At 65.2% G+C, this 13,612-nt stretch carries 13 protein-coding genes; 6 read left to right on the forward strand and 7 right to left on the reverse strand.

The window, feature by feature from the left end; genetic code table 11:
• Positions 1-48: 48 nt before the first annotated feature.
• Complete coding sequence (locus tag AB0L63_RS21160; RefSeq protein ID WP_364503453.1) at positions 49-579, reverse strand: GNAT family N-acetyltransferase; 531 nt, start codon at positions 577-579, stop codon at positions 49-51.
• Between the two features lie 5 nt (positions 580-584).
• Positions 585-1,811, reverse strand: a complete 1,227-nt coding sequence (locus tag AB0L63_RS21165) for an MFS transporter (RefSeq protein ID WP_364503358.1) — start codon at positions 1,809-1,811, stop codon at positions 585-587.
• 285 nt (positions 1,812-2,096) lie between these two features.
• On the opposite strand from AB0L63_RS21165, the gene AB0L63_RS21170 reads away from it, so the two are divergent.
• From AB0L63_RS21170 to AB0L63_RS21180, 3 genes are all read left to right on the forward strand, one after another.
• The gene (locus tag AB0L63_RS21170; RefSeq protein WP_364503361.1) at positions 2,097-2,414 is read left to right on the forward strand and encodes a hypothetical protein; all 318 of its coding nucleotides are present in this window, start codon (positions 2,097-2,099) and stop codon (positions 2,412-2,414) included.
• Positions 2,415-2,465: 51 nt separating this feature from the next.
• Entirely contained in the window at positions 2,466-3,989 is a 1,524-nt protein-coding gene (locus tag AB0L63_RS21175; RefSeq protein ID WP_364503363.1) for an NAD(P)/FAD-dependent oxidoreductase, read from the forward strand.
• Positions 3,990-4,065: 76 nt separating this feature from the next.
• A complete protein-coding gene (locus AB0L63_RS21180) occupies positions 4,066-5,010 on the forward strand; it encodes a LysR family transcriptional regulator (protein WP_364503366.1) in 945 nt (314 codons plus the stop codon).
• Positions 5,011-5,015: 5 nt separating this feature from the next.
• Here AB0L63_RS21180 and AB0L63_RS21185 read toward each other — a convergent pair whose 3' ends face one another.
• Positions 5,016-6,200, reverse strand: coding sequence for a hypothetical protein (locus AB0L63_RS21185; RefSeq protein WP_364503369.1), 1,185 nt, complete (start codon positions 6,198-6,200; stop codon positions 5,016-5,018).
• 409 nt (positions 6,201-6,609) lie between these two features.
• Here AB0L63_RS21185 and AB0L63_RS21190 point away from each other — a divergent pair, with 409 nt between their 5' ends.
• Positions 6,610-7,593 (forward strand): hypothetical protein, encoded by a 984-nt coding sequence (locus tag AB0L63_RS21190; RefSeq protein WP_364503372.1) that lies wholly within the window; start codon positions 6,610-6,612, stop codon positions 7,591-7,593.
• 6 nt (positions 7,594-7,599) lie between these two features.
• Here AB0L63_RS21190 and AB0L63_RS21195 read toward each other — a convergent pair whose 3' ends face one another.
• A complete protein-coding gene (locus AB0L63_RS21195; protein ID WP_364503375.1) occupies positions 7,600-8,817 on the reverse strand; it encodes a sigma factor-like helix-turn-helix DNA-binding protein in 1,218 nt (405 codons plus the stop codon).
• 191 nt (positions 8,818-9,008) lie between these two features.
• On the opposite strand from AB0L63_RS21195, the gene AB0L63_RS21200 reads away from it, so the two are divergent.
• Positions 9,009-9,647, forward strand: a complete 639-nt coding sequence (locus AB0L63_RS21200) for an MASE1 domain-containing protein (protein ID WP_364503378.1) — start codon at positions 9,009-9,011, stop codon at positions 9,645-9,647.
• Here the strand turns inward: AB0L63_RS21200 and AB0L63_RS21205 are convergent.
• From AB0L63_RS21205 to AB0L63_RS21215, 3 genes are read right to left on the reverse strand one after another with little or no spacing between them, the layout of a single operon-like run.
• Positions 9,580-10,593: a hypothetical protein gene (locus tag AB0L63_RS21205; RefSeq protein WP_364503381.1), complete on the reverse strand. Its 1,014-nt coding sequence runs from the start codon at positions 10,591-10,593 to the stop codon at positions 9,580-9,582. The two genes, AB0L63_RS21200 and AB0L63_RS21205, sit on opposite strands and share 68 nt — an antisense overlap.
• Positions 10,590-11,924 carry a peroxidase gene (locus tag AB0L63_RS21210; RefSeq protein ID WP_364503383.1) on the reverse strand — a complete coding sequence of 445 codons (1,335 nt, stop codon included), beginning with the start codon at positions 11,922-11,924 and terminating at the stop codon, positions 10,590-10,592. The genes AB0L63_RS21205 and AB0L63_RS21210 overlap by 4 nt, the downstream gene beginning before the upstream one ends.
• 9 nt (positions 11,925-11,933) lie before the next feature.
• On the reverse strand, positions 11,934-12,494 hold the full coding sequence (locus tag AB0L63_RS21215; protein ID WP_364503386.1) for a hypothetical protein: 561 nt from the start codon (positions 12,492-12,494) through the stop codon (positions 11,934-11,936).
• A gap of 332 nt (positions 12,495-12,826) precedes the next feature.
• On the opposite strand from AB0L63_RS21215, the gene AB0L63_RS21220 reads away from it, so the two are divergent.
• Positions 12,827-13,525: a hypothetical protein gene (locus tag AB0L63_RS21220; RefSeq protein ID WP_364503389.1), complete on the forward strand. Its 699-nt coding sequence runs from the start codon at positions 12,827-12,829 to the stop codon at positions 13,523-13,525.
• Positions 13,526-13,612 lie beyond the last annotated feature (87 nt).

Genomic DNA, 13,612 nt, shown 5'->3' on the forward strand with positions numbered 1-13,612 from the left:
TGGATCCGGCTTCCATGCGGTGTTGGTCGAGTTCGCCGCCTGATCCGGTCAGAAAACCCGCCGCATGATGAAATCGTGAAACAACTGGCTACCCACGGTGAAGGTCTTGGTACCGACCCGCTCGAACCCGTGCTCGAGATAGAACCGCTGGGCGCGCACATTCTCCTGGTTGACCCCGAGCCACACCCCGGCGACCGCCTCGTCGCGGGCCTGCTTCAGCGCCGCGTTCATCAGCGCCTGCGACACCCCGGCTCCATGGTGGTCGGGCAGGACGTACATTTTGCTGATCTCGATGGTCGGCCGCAGGTTGATGGCCTTGGCGACCTCGGAATCGGCGGGATCCCCGTAGTGCAACATCGCGTAGCCGACGATATCGCCGTTCGCCACCGCCTTGAGCACGATCCGCGCGGGGTCGGTCAGATATTCGCCGAAACGTTCACCGGAGAGCACCTCGGCAATGAAGCTCTCGATATCGTCCGCGGTGGCGTGCGGTGGGCAGGCGAGTGGAAAGGTCGCGGCCGCAACGTCACTGAGGGCTTCGGCGTCCCATAATCCGGCCCGGTCGACGGTGACTGGGATGTTGCTCATGTGTCCAGTACAGCACGACCTTCGCTCGAAGCGCGAAGGTCGTCCGGTTCGAAACGGGCATGGAATACCCGGGCGAGCCCGATAACGACCGCCATGAACACGACCGGGATCACGAATCCGATCCGATGTCCGAACCCGGCGGCTATCGCGCCGACCAGCCCGCCACCGACGAGCGTGCCCACGTAGTTGAATAGATTCAGACGCGCGATGAGTGCGTCCAACTGCCGTCCACTGGTCAGCTGTCCGGCCTCGCTGAAGCACAGCGGTGCGACAACGCCGGTACCGAAACCGCCGATCAGGAAGCCTGCGATCGCGACCGCCGGGCCGGGCGCGACCACCGCGACGGCCAGTCCGAGCACGCCGATCGCCCCCGCGATGCGCACCACCCGACGTCCGCCGAGCCGCCGCACCCAGAGATCTCCGCTCAGCCGGGCGGTCAGCGACGCGCACTGGTAGACCGCCAACGCCAACGCCGCGGTGGCCGAACTGGCGAGCAGATCCTCCTTCAGATACAACGCCGACCAGTTGCTGACCGTGAGATCGATCGCGAAAACGAGCGATGCGGCGATACCGAAGGCGAGGTACATGCGGAGTGGAACCATGCGGGATGCTGCGGATTTGCTGTCGGCCACCTCAGCTGGACCGGACTCGGCCGCCGCGGCGTCGAGCAGGCGGGGGCCGAGCACCAAACCGATCACGAGAACGATGCCCGCCGCCGCCAACAGCGATTCGCGCAGCGTGATGTCCAACGCCTCGCAGCCGGATACGAACAGTGCGCCGAGGATCGATCCGGCGCTCCACACCGCGTAGAACGAGGACAGGATGAATGTCCCGTATCCGTGCTGAATGAAAACGCCCTGCATATTCGTGCTCGCATCGACAATGCCGACCGTGATTCCGTAGCACCCGAGGGTGATCAGCAGCACGGGCGTATTGGGAGCCAGGGCGATGGCGCATCCGGTGACCGTGATGCCGAGCAGTCCGATCCGCACCGTGACCCGGCTCGACCATCGCGTGGCCACTTGCTCGGCCGCCACACTGCCGACGCCGGCGAGGATCGAAACCAGCACAACCGAACCCGCGATCAGGCCATCGGACAGGCCGAAGCGGTCCTTCTGCTGGGGCAGTTCGGTGAGTACCACCGCGAAGAAAAAGCCCTGCAACCCGAATGCCAACGAATTCGCGATCCGGGCTCCGCGCAGGACAGGAGAAATCGGTCCCATCTGCGGAGAGTATCGGCCCGGCCGTCGCCGTGTCCGGTGAAACGGCCGCGGTCATCCTTTCGTCGGATGCGGCGCGCGCGGCGTTCATCCTTTGGTCAGATTCGACCGCTACGGTCGGCGCGCGGGTGCACGAGATCGGCGTCGTGTGCCACCATCGAAGGGGCGCAAGACAACTCGCGAACGGGGAAGGGCCGTCGAACGATAAAGCTGCCGCAGGACTTCTTCGATACACCGTCTGCCTTCTACGAAGAGCTACGCGCCGAAGGCCCCGTACACCCCATCGAGTTGAATACCGGCGTCCGTGCCTGGCTGGTGGTGGATCTGGACGTCGCGCGCGCGGTGCCGCGTCATCCGGCCATCCACAAGGACCCGCGCACCGACGCCAGCCGCAAGGCCCGTGGCCTGCCCACCGATGACACCGGTGTCGGCCTCGGCGCCGGATTCTCGCTGATGGAGGGCACCACGGTCCTGCGCGAGATCCTGTCCCGCTACACCCTCGCCCCGCCGGAGGGCGCGAAACCCGAACGGGAGCGGGTGCGCAATATCACCATCGTGCCGCGTGACAAGGCCAGGATTGTAGTCACCCCCCGTTCAACTTCGTGAAATCGCACCGAGGCTTTGCCGCATTCGCGCGAGCGACGTAATCTCCGTGCCATGACGAGCGGGAACCGCGTCGCGATCGTAGGTGCGGGCATCGCAGGCCTCGCCTGCGCGAAGGTGTTGCGCCAGGAGGGATTTCCGGTCGAGGTATTCGATCGGACCCCGGATGTCGGCGGAGTGTGGAGCGCGACGCGCCGGTACCCCGGCCTACGCGCACAAAACAGCAAACACACGTATCACTTCTCCGACTTCCCGATGCCCGACGACTATCCGCGCGTGCCGGACGGACAGCAGATGCAGCAGTACCTCGACGGGTACGTGCGGCACTTCGGCTTCGGTGAGAGCGTGCGCCTCGGCACCGAGGTGGTCGCGGCCGATCCGGTGGACAGCGGCTGGTTGCTGGAGATCCGCGACCATGTCGGTGTCCACCGCACCTCCTGTGACCATCTGGTCGTCGCCAACGGAATATTCAGTGAGCCCGCGGTGCCCGACTATCCCGGCGTCGAGCGGTTCCGGCAGTCGGGCGGGCAGATCGGGCACGTCTCGGAATTTCTGGATGTCGAATGGGCGCGCGGTAAATCGGTCGTGGTGGTCGGCTACGGTAAGTCGGCCTGCGATATCGCCGAGGCGGTCAGCCATGTCGCGGACTCGACGAATGTGGTTGCCCGCCGATTGCTGTGGAAGATGCCGCGCAGGTTGGCGCGTGGGCTGGTCGACTATGAGCGGCTGATGCTGACCAGGCTGGGAGAGGCGCACTTCCGCTATCAGGAACTCGGGCGGATCGAGCGGTTCCTGCACGGTTCCGGGCACAGCTTCCGCGACAGCAACCTCGATGTGATCCAGGAACTCGTCACCGAGAAGGCACATCTGCGCGAGCTGGGGCTGGTGCCGGAGGGGCGCTTCGAGGCGATCGCGGACAGCACGGTCAGCCTGATCACGGAGGATTTCTTCGAGCGGGTGGGGATGGGACTGATCGCGGTGCACCGCGACAGCACCATCAGCGAGCTGGCCGCGAACCAGGTGCGACTGTCGAACGGTACGACCCTGCAGGCCGATATCGTCATCTGCGCGACCGGATTCCACCAGCGGGTGCCGTTCCTGACCCCGTATGTACAACGTCAACTCACCGACGACGACGGCAATTTCCGTCTGTACCGGCAGATCCTGCCGATCGGCGTGCCGAATCTGAGCTTCGCCGGGTACAACTCCTCGGTCATCAGCACGCTCAGCGCTGAGGTCGGCGCGCATTGGACCGCCGCACTGCTGCGCGGCCGCCTCGCTCTGCCGACGCAAGAGGAGATGACCGCGCATGTCGACGAGCGGCTGCGCTGGATGGCCGAACGCACGGGCGGCCATCACGCGCATGGCGGCGCCATCACCCCGTTCTCGATCCACAATATCGATGAGATGCTCGCCGACCTGAAATTCCGGTTGCCGCGCAGAACCCGTGCGGCGCAATGGTTCCGCATGATCAAGCCGTCTTCGTATCGCGGGCTCGCGGAGCGCTCGAAGGGGTCGGCGGTAACCGTGGCGCCGGAGGCAGCGCCCCCGGTCTCGGCCGAACAGCACACATCGTAGGTCGATTGCCCGCAACGCGCCCGGGAGGGCCGGGCGTTCCTGAGAACGTTCGCGGATTATCACCGACGCAATGTCGGTGACCAGTCATTCCATTCTGGATAATCCAGGTGTGGATGCCCTGGATATGAATCTGCTGGTTGCGCTGGATGCGCTGCTGGAGACCAACAGCGTTACCCAGGCCGCCGACCGGCTGCACACCTCGGCACCCGCGATGAGCCGAACGCTGGCCCGGCTGCGTCGCGTGCTCGGCGATCCGCTGCTGGTGCGCGCGGGCCGCAATCTGGTGCCGACGCCGCGTGCACTCGAATTGCGTTACGAGGTAAGCGTTCTGGTGGAGCGGGGACGGACGCTGCTCACCCAGCGCGGCACACTCGACCCGACCACGTTCAAGCGTGACTTCGCCGTGCGGGTGGGCGATATGGTGCTCGGCGAATTGGCGACGCCGCTGCTGGACGCCGTCCGCGCGCAGGCGCCCGGCGTGACACTGCATCTGCTCCCGGACCGCGACGAGGGTACCGCCGCGCTCCGCGACGGCCGCGTCGATATCGAGGTCGGTGTCATCGAGCACACCGATCCGGAGACCACCGTGCAACGCGTACTGCGCGACCGGGTAATCGGCGTTGCCGCACCCGAACATCCGCTGATCACCGACCGCGTGACGGTGGCGCGATTCGCCGCGGCCGCCCACCTCGGCATCTCCCGCCGCGGCCGCGCCCGCGGTCCCATCGACGACCGCCTGGCCCTGCACGGCCGCACCCGCCGCGTCGTGGCCACCGTCCCCGACCTAACCAGCGCGCTACTGGCCGTCCGCTTCGGCGATCTGATCTGCCCCGTCCCCGCCGCTCTCACCGCGACAACTCGCACCGCACTCGGCTTGTGCGCCTTCGAAATTCCCCTACCCCTCCCCGAAATCGCCATCGCCATGGCCTGGCACCCCCGCAATACCGCCGACAACGGCCACCGATGGCTTCGTGAATTGATCCGCGACACCCTCGCCGGGCTGAACGCTCCAGGCCGGTAAGTTGCTCAGCCCTCGGTGCGGATCGCGAAGCTCGGGTCGACGCCGGGTAGTTCGTTTTGCGCGGAGGTCGGTTCGGGGCGGCCGAAGGGGCCGTTGGGGTTGCGCTTGAGTTCATCGAGCATGGCCTGCAGCTTGTCGACGTGGGAGGTATCCTCGCCCGCGCGGTGCGCGCCAGGGGTGAGTGTGGCGTTGTCCTCAGCGCGGGGCGCGGTCATGCCGGTGTCGGGACGGGTTGTGGGTGTTGGGGATTCGTAGCCGTTGCTGGGTGGGGAGGCGAGCGGCTCCAGGCGGCCGTTGCTCGCGCCGATCGAGCCGTATTCGAGCCGGTCGCCGGTAGTCGTGGGTTGCGAGTTGGTGTAGGTCGGCGCCGCAGGTTCGGCGCTCGCCGGTGTGGCCGAGTCGAGCCAATCAGGGCGGGTCGTTGGTGCCGAGGTCGGTTCGCCGCGGTAGGTCAGGGGGACCGCGGGCGATATGGGCTGCGGTGTCCGCGAGGGGAGGGGCAGGGAGTCGTTGGGCGTCGCGGGTCCGAAGGGGTCGAGGTGTTCGGTACGGGTGATAGGCGCGGTGAATTCGGTCCGTGCGGTGCGGGGCGCGGTATCTTCGGGCGCTTCGAGGCGCTCGCTGCGCCCGGTCGGGGTGTCCAGACGTGCTGTCGCGGTTGCTGGGCGCCCGTTGGGGCCGGTCGTCGGTGTGACGCGCTCGTAACGACCGGTCGCGGGTTCGAGGCGCTCGTTTGTTCCGGTGGTATCGGGGCGGTTGTTACGCCCGATCGGCGTTTCGCTGGGTACGGTCGTGATATCCGGGAGGCCGTTGCGTCCGGTCTCGGTGTGCGGGCTCGTGCTGCCGGCGTGCCCGTTGACGGCATCGAGGCGGTCGCGATGTGATGGAATCGGTTCGCGTCGTTCCTTGGACACGGAAGCGGGTTCCGGACGGATCCGCAGCGCGGGCTCGGCCGATTCGCCACTCGGCTCTATAACGATGACCTGTTCCAGCCGTGACCCGATCTTGGAAACATCCTCTCCGGTACGGAAAGCCCACGCCTCCAACTTGGCCAAGCGGTCGGCCAGATTACGATTGTCGTCCACGTGGGCCGCGACCGCGTCGAGCTTATCGCTCACCTCGCGCAGGGTCGTCGCAAGACTCGACAAGATTGCGCCGATCGATTCGCCACTCCGCTCGTCGCGGTCCATCCCATACCTTCTTCCCCGTATTGCCCGAAACTCCGTTCGTGACCGGCCGATTCTATCTGTCGATCGGGTACCGACGCGGTCCGAGTACCTGCTGCGTACGCGCGGTGTACTTTTCGTCCAGTTATGCGGCGACTCCCAACCCGCTGACTCGGCGGCATCGGTCCGGGGCCGGCCGTGTCCCAGGAATCGCCGCAACTATCAATCATCGGAATAACTGTGGCAATGCTCTCGCGTGTCGCAAGGAAATCGCTTGTGAGGCAGCGCACATCGGCTGGTCGGAGCGTGGTCGCGGGTGGTGGCGCACCCGAGCGCGGGGTATAGGGGGCTGGCGGGCGCGCCAAAGCTGGCGCACTCTTTATCTATGGCGTAGGTGGACGACCTGCGGTGGTTTGGGCAGGGGTGAGGTTGCGTGAGAACGAAGCAGCGCGTCGAGCGGGCGTGCGGGCGTCGGGCGATGCTCGCCGAATTGGGGTTGTCGGACAGTCGCGTCGCGGGCAGCCGGGTGCTGGATGGCCGCGCACTCGTCGGCACAGCGGTGGGAGGCGGGGGATATGGCTGCACATGTCCGGAATGTGCCGCCGCGCAATGGGATATCCAGCGACTGAAGTATTGGCTGTGCGGTCGGCTCGCATCCTTCGGTGCGGACGTGGCCGAGGTGGACCGACGGGTGGGTGGTGTCCCGGTGGACGTGCTGTGGCGCAGCGGTGAGCGGCAGTACGCCATCGAGGTCCGCACCGGCCCGCTGGATCGGGAATCGGCGCAGCACCACACGACGCGGCTGCGTGCCTCCGGATGTGACGGGGTGCTGTGGCTGTGCCCGCCGGGCTCTTGGATCGAGCATCTGCCCGCGCTCGGCATCGCCGATTTCGCACCGCCGGCCTGCGATTACCGGGCCGAAGCCGGCATGTTGGACGCCTCGAACAGTGCGGTCGCCGTGCCGCGCCGTGAACCCTATGAACTGCGCGATTTCCTGTGCCGATGGGTGCGAGGCGAAATCGCGTGGGGCTACCGCGATGTGATGACAGGAGGATGGGCCACCGTGACCGACTGGGAACACCACACCAGGACTCAGGCCAGCGTCATCGCCCGGCAGCGCCAGGAGTTGGTCAACCAACGCACGACCCTGGCTCTGTCCCGAAAAACCGTGCGGGACAAGCAGAAACAGATCATCAAGCTCACCACCCGGTTGGAACGGGCCGAGGAGTCCGCACAGGAATACGCGGACTCGCTGGCCGAGGTCAGGCGCAAGCTCGACGATCACCACCGCGTCGACGCCAGCCTGCGCGCCGCCATCGTGAGCATGCAGAAGGTAATCGGTCACTGGCAGCTGATCACCTACTGCGCGATGATGCTGATCGTGACCTTCATCGCGGGGGCGATGTTCGTGCGCTGAGCGGGTTCAGTCGGGGTGACTGCCGGTCAAGCGGAACGGCGCACGGTCCCAACCCCATTCGTTGCGCAGCACCAGCGCGATCAGGTCGAGCAGTTCCAGCTCGACCTCCGCGCGCAGCTGCCGCAGCGCCGGCCAATACACCGGTCCGCATTCGAGCAGCTCTCGGAGTCGACTCTCGGCCTCCGCGGGTACCTTGCGCCGCAATAGATCTGGGATCCCGATCTTGCTGCCGGTCCACACCAGCCAGCCCCAGCTGTTGGCGTGCGCATGGGCGCGCCCTGCCGCGGACTTGGTCCGGTTGATGCGGAAGCCGACATGTCCCAGCGGTTCGACATCGATCAGGACCACGCGGCCATCGGCCAGCCGTGCGGCGATGGTGGGGTAATAGATGTGTTCCGAACCGGCTGTTTCGAAGGTCACCGCACTTGGTTGCTCCTGGAACGTCTCGACCAGATCGCTCGCGTTCACCGTCCGCAGCAGCCGAGCGTCCAGGCCGGAATCAAACCTGATATCGCGTCCGACCTTGTCGAGATAGAACCGCCCGCGGCCTTCGTCATCGCCGTCGACCGTGCGCGCCGATGCGATCGGCAGCGGAGCAGGATCTGCTGCGGAGATCGGCCAATCGACGTGACCCAGCCATGAATTCAGCTCACTCGTCGCCAGCGGCTCGTGCAGTTTCGCCAACCGCCGGTTCGTCTTCTTCTGCCACGCCATGATCCGCTGCATGACATATCCGGCGACCCGCTTCGCATCCGCACCCGCGTGCCCCGCCAACCGCAGCTTCAGATACGCCAACTCATTGGCGGCCAGATCGGTATCCGTCGCATAGGTCTCCACCAGTAGCGCCCGTACCAACTGCTGATCGCGAGCCCCTACCGGATACCGCGCGCCGAACACCTCGGCCGCTCGATGTCCACTCGACTGCGCTTCCCGCAGCATCTGGGCCACCGCCCGGGTGTGCAACTGTCGAACCCGATCCCGCGACAGATCGAATCGAGCACCGATCCGCGCCAATGTCTCCGGTGCCTCCCCGCTCACCCCGAGCCGGAATGCCACGATGTCGGCATCGCGCCGCTTGCGTTCCCCCCGCAGCTCGATCAATTCCCCCAATAGCTCGTTGATCTCCTCCAGATCGAACGACACGTCCCCGGCGATATCGTCCAGCATCTCGGGGTCGGCATCGTCAGCGATCCGATCCCGCCCATCGGCCTCGCTTGCCGCCACCTATACCCCTGACCACGACTCGGCTCCACTCGACATGTGCGTCAAAGCCTAACGCCGACCGCCGACAGCTCGGCCATCCCACCGATCAGCCGCCGGATCGCGCCCGTCCGCGTCCGCGCGACTCGGCAGCGCTGTCCAGACCGTCGCCGATATTCCCTGATCGCACCGTGCAATGGCTCTATGCTCACGTCGTGGGTCGTTTCCGCAGTCACGCCGAGCCGGCGCTGTGGATCAGCATCGCGGCGGTCGCTTATTTCGCGGCTGCCGAGGTGGGGTTGCGGATGGCCTTGGTCGGCAATCAGGTCACGCCGCTGTGGCCGCCGACCGGTGTCGCCGTCGCGTGTCTGTTTCTATTCGGCCTGCGTGTCTGGCCGGGGATCACGCTGGGCGCGTTGGCCGCCGATGCCCTGCTCGGGCCGACCCTGCCCGCAGTTGTCATGATCGCCGCCGGTAACACGGCAGCTCCGGTGGTCGCGTACCTGTTGCTGAAGAGGGTTGGGTTCCGCAGCGATTTCGACAGCGTCCGCGACGCAGTCGAACTCGTCTTCCTCGGTGCGCTCGCCGCTATGTTGATCAGTGCGACACTCGGCACCGTGACCCTGGTTGTCGCCGGTGCGATTTCGGCACACGGTTTCTGGGGCACCTGGTCGGTGTGGTGGACCGGTGATGCCATGGGGGTGCTGCTGATCGCACCGTTGATCCTAGTCGGCACGCGGCTGCGAATACCCAAGACACTGAGCCCATTACGAGAGTCGACTTGGGTCACCGCATGGCGGCGAGGTTGTGCCAGAGGTGCTCGAGGCTGTCGGTGCCGCCGAATAGTGTGGTGAAGTTGGTTGAGTCGATGAGCACGATGTCACCGGTGCGTTCGCCATTGGGTGGCATCCAGATCAACGCGTTGAATTCGGTGTTTCCGGCCGCGGTGAACGGATGCGGGCGCCTGGGTTCCACGCGCTGGCGGCCCAGCACTCGCAGCGAGTCGCTTTCCGGTGCGGTGAGCTCGTAGTGCGGCAGATGGGGGTGGAAGTTGAATGTGGTGACATTGTCCAGCAGCCGGATCGAGTCCAGATCGCGGAAGCCGGTAAGTGCGGCAATCTCGTTGGTGTCGTCGACGACCGCGGGCCGCAGTCCCCATATGTTGTGCACGGGGACATCGAGTGCTCGCATCAGCGAGCGGGTGTATTGGCCGAATCGTTGCTGTCGAGGTACCAGCGGGTCGCCATGATGCTCGTATTCGACTTGTCGCTGCGCGAGGTCGTCGGTGAATCCGACGTCGTGATGGGGCGCCAAGAGCAGGCAGGTGCCTTCGCGTTGCAGCCATTGCCGGATCGCGGCGATCTCGTCGGGTGCGGCTTCCTGCTCGGAGAGGACATGATCGAGCCCGAACACCATCAGCGTGTCCGTGTCGGCCAGGATCCGCTCGTCGATCGGCAAGGGGTAGCCGGCCTGGTCGATGCGCTGGAACACGGCGACGGGATGACCGGTCGCTTCGCCGGCCAGCCGCTGAAACGCCAGCGTCGAGCGATGGAACAGCTCCAGTGTGCCGGCGATGCCTTGCAGGAAATGGGCTGCGTCGTATTCGGGAGTCTCGTAGCCCGGCCACGCCACGTTGCGGACTTCGGTCATGGTGGAGAAGCGGTTGTAGATTTCGGCGGGATCGCGTTGAGCCTCCCAGGGATAGCTCCACGTCCAGTAGATGCTCATCCGCCGCCGTCCGTCGTGTTTGCGCGGAATGTGGTTCTGGTTGTAGGTGCGTGCGGGCGACAGGTCACTCATAATGTCACCTCTCGGGTGTCGAGCGTGGCCAGGTATCGCAGGGCACTGATACCCGGCAGGAAAAAGTACGCGCCGCCCCGCAGCGTGGTGAAGGCCGGAAGGCCCGCGAGCACCTTGCGGATGGGCCGCTTGGGGATGGTGAAGTCCAGGGTGCCGTCCTGGCTGCCGCAGATGGGGTCGTGTTCATTGCCGAGCTCATGGAAGGTCTTGTCGTTGATCCAGACGTTCTGGGCGAACTCGAACTGGCGGACCAGGCTCGCGCAGATGAGGAACGCGGCAATGCCCCGATCCACCCCGTCATCGGGGGCGCCCTCCGGCAGCGCAGGTCCATAGGTGGCGCCGCGGCGAATCATCCTGCGGCGGTTCATATTCACCGCCGTGTCGCGTGGGTTGAGTCGCCGCGCGTGCGAGCCGAGCGGTGCCGCGTAGCCGTGCGGGTCCATCTCTTTGTAGTTGAAGTCATTGTTGCGCAAGGGATCCGCGGCGAGTGCCGGGTCGTCATGGTTCGGGGCGAGCACCAACGGTGCGCCGCTGCGCCAGCGGCCCATGAACTTGGCGGCGAGCAGTTCCTCCCCGGCGGGGGTGTCCGCGTGCTCGCGCAGATAGTTCCGGAACGCGCCGACATGTTCCTGTAGCCGCCGGTAGGCCATGTAACTGCCGTTGCGGGACAACACCTCCGGCTGCGGTAGCGCGCGCGGCGGCCCTTCCTCGTCGGGGTAGCCCAAGATGAATTCGCCGGGTTGCAACGGTGCACCCGAGCCGGGCGTCGGTTCGTCGCCGGATCCGTCGATCACCGGCTGTGACAACCGATCTCGGAACCCGAAATGGTCGTGGGCATAGTTGAATGGGGGCGTCGCGTTCAGATCAAGGAACGACAGCACGCGCACACCCGGACTGCGCGCCACCAGCTCTTGGTGCACCGCGGTGCATCGCTGGTGTTCGGCGTCGGTGCGGGCGAACAAGATCGCGATGGCGTGCAGGTCGTCACCAGCCAGCCCACCAACCCAGTGATCGGGGTGATTCGCGCCGGTGTCGCCCAAGATGCCGGCGCGGGCGGCCATGCCTTGGCGGAATGCGTCGGGGAAGGTGGACAGCGCTTCCTCCGGCACACCGAGCGCCTGCAGCCCGCGCCAGGTGAAGGCCAGCGTGATCCACCGCTCGGAACTGTCCATCGCGGCGCGTACGTCCGCGGCCGACTGAACCCGATCGAGCAGCTCGGTCAACCAAGCCCGGCCCCCGGCGGGATCACCGAAGGACAGGAACTCGTAGCGGCCGGTCACCGCCGGGGTGCGTGTCAGCAGCATGTGCTGAATATCGTCGAACTCGAGCATCGGCGTCGGTCACTGCATCTGATCGAGCATGTCGGAGAACGACGCCTTCAGTCGCAGCGCTTTCTTGACCTCGTCGGCGGTGACATAGGGGTACTCGCCGTACTCGAGAAAGCTCGGACATTGGTGTGCTCGAACGAATTCGATGAACGCAGTCGGGTTTTCCTTCCAATCCTCCGGGAACCCTTCGAGATTGGTGAAAGCGGTGGTGATACCGGTCTGGGTGAACAGCATTACGGCATCCTCGGTGTACTTGTCGAAATCTGTATCGAAGATGCCCTGATATTGGAAATGCAGTCCGGAGCCGACATCGAACAACACCCACCGTAGATAATGCAGCCGCAGTGGCGCCAGCACATCCGGGCTGGCCGCAACCGCCTCCTCGATCTGCTTTCCGTATGCGCGAATGGCCTCTTCCCGACCAGGTTTCACCTTCGCGATGATCGAGAATCCGTAGCAGGCCGGCGTTCGTGGATAAACCGGGCCGTATCTACCCTGCTGCAGTTCGAAATATCCCTCCTTGGGGATGGACATCGCCGCCGGTTTGCTCCAGTCGCGGTCAGTCGCTGCCATGTCTTCACCTATCCTCACCCTCGCAGGAAGCTCGACACCGAGACCAGCGTGTCCACGCGGCACAGCATCATCGGAGAACCGATCAACGGGCAGAATTGCAGTCGCGACGAGGCGTAGGACCGGTCAACATTCATTTGGTCGCACGATTGCGCGCATTGGCATGGCTGAACGCCTTTCGGTTGCATGCGCGTGTCGAGCTAGCCTTCGGTGCATCCTTACGGAGTGTTCGACGATTCCAATTATCGATGTTCAGCGCAATTCAGCCTCGAATCCCGTTGGCCCTAGATGGCGAAATCCCGGCCACCGGCATCCGATTCTGACAGGATGACGTCATGTCGATACCGCCGCAGCACAACAAGCCTGCACCAGCTCTGCGTCAGTTGTCAACGCCGCGAGCTGCCGCATTTGCCGGAGTTGTCTTCGCGGTGCTGTTCGCTACCGTGCTGATTTTGATTCGCATCAGAATGCCGGAAGGTGCTCAGGATTCGACTGATTGGGTGACGAGCCGACGGAGCGCGATCACCATTGCGACGGTGCTGATGCCCTTTGTCGGCATCAGTTTTCTATGGTTTATCGGCGTCGTGCGCGATGGATTCGGCCGCTATGAAGACCGGTTCTTCTCGTCGGTATTCTTCGGCAGCGGGCTGCTGTTCCTGGCGATGATGTTCGTCGCGACCGCCGTCGCCGCCGGTCTGGTGAGCCTGGTGACAAGCAACTCCGGTGTCACCGACCCGGCCGCTCATGCCGAGTTGATCAACTTCGGCAAGCGGATCATGCTTTCGGCGACCAAGACCTATGCCCTGCGCATGGCCGCAGTGTTCATGATCTCGCTCGCGACGATCTGGCTGAAGACCGGGCTAATGCCCCGCTGGCTCGCCGGTCTGAGCTACCTACTGGGTGTGGCGCTCCTGATTGCGGGCGATACGAGCATGTGGGTGGCCCTGGCGTTTCCGGCCTGGGTGCTCGTGGTCAGCGGCCTCGTCCTGGCCCGCTCCGGACTGGTCGAACAACCGCGTACTCTGCACGACTGATCGAGTGGACGGCCGACGGCGCATTCGAGAAGTGAAGACCTCCACTGATAACGACGATCGTGCGGACCATCTTCGATCTCGCACCCT

Origin of the sequence: Nocardia sp. NPDC051990 (assembly GCF_040680755.1) — a bacterium.
In the GTDB taxonomy this organism is placed as follows: Bacteria; Actinomycetota; Actinomycetes; order Mycobacteriales; family Mycobacteriaceae; genus Nocardia.

Coding starts and splice junctions, on each gene's coding strand:
- AB0L63_RS21215 (WP_364503386.1), bottom strand. CDS start 12,494: ATGGCAGCGACTGACCGCGACTGGAGCAAACCGGCGGCGATGTCCATC.
- AB0L63_RS21205 (WP_364503381.1), bottom strand. CDS start 10,593: ATGAGTGACCTGTCGCCCGCACGCACCTACAACCAGAACCACATTCCG.
- AB0L63_RS21220 (WP_364503389.1), top strand. CDS start 12,827: ATGTCGATACCGCCGCAGCACAACAAGCCTGCACCAGCTCTGCGTCAG.
- AB0L63_RS21165 (WP_364503358.1), bottom strand. CDS start 1,811: ATGGGACCGATTTCTCCTGTCCTGCGCGGAGCCCGGATCGCGAATTCG.
- AB0L63_RS21185 (WP_364503369.1), bottom strand. CDS start 6,200: ATGGACCGCGACGAGCGGAGTGGCGAATCGATCGGCGCAATCTTGTCG.
- AB0L63_RS21175 (WP_364503363.1), top strand. CDS start 2,466: ATGACGAGCGGGAACCGCGTCGCGATCGTAGGTGCGGGCATCGCAGGC.
- AB0L63_RS21210 (WP_364503383.1), bottom strand. CDS start 11,924: ATGCTCGAGTTCGACGATATTCAGCACATGCTGCTGACACGCACCCCG.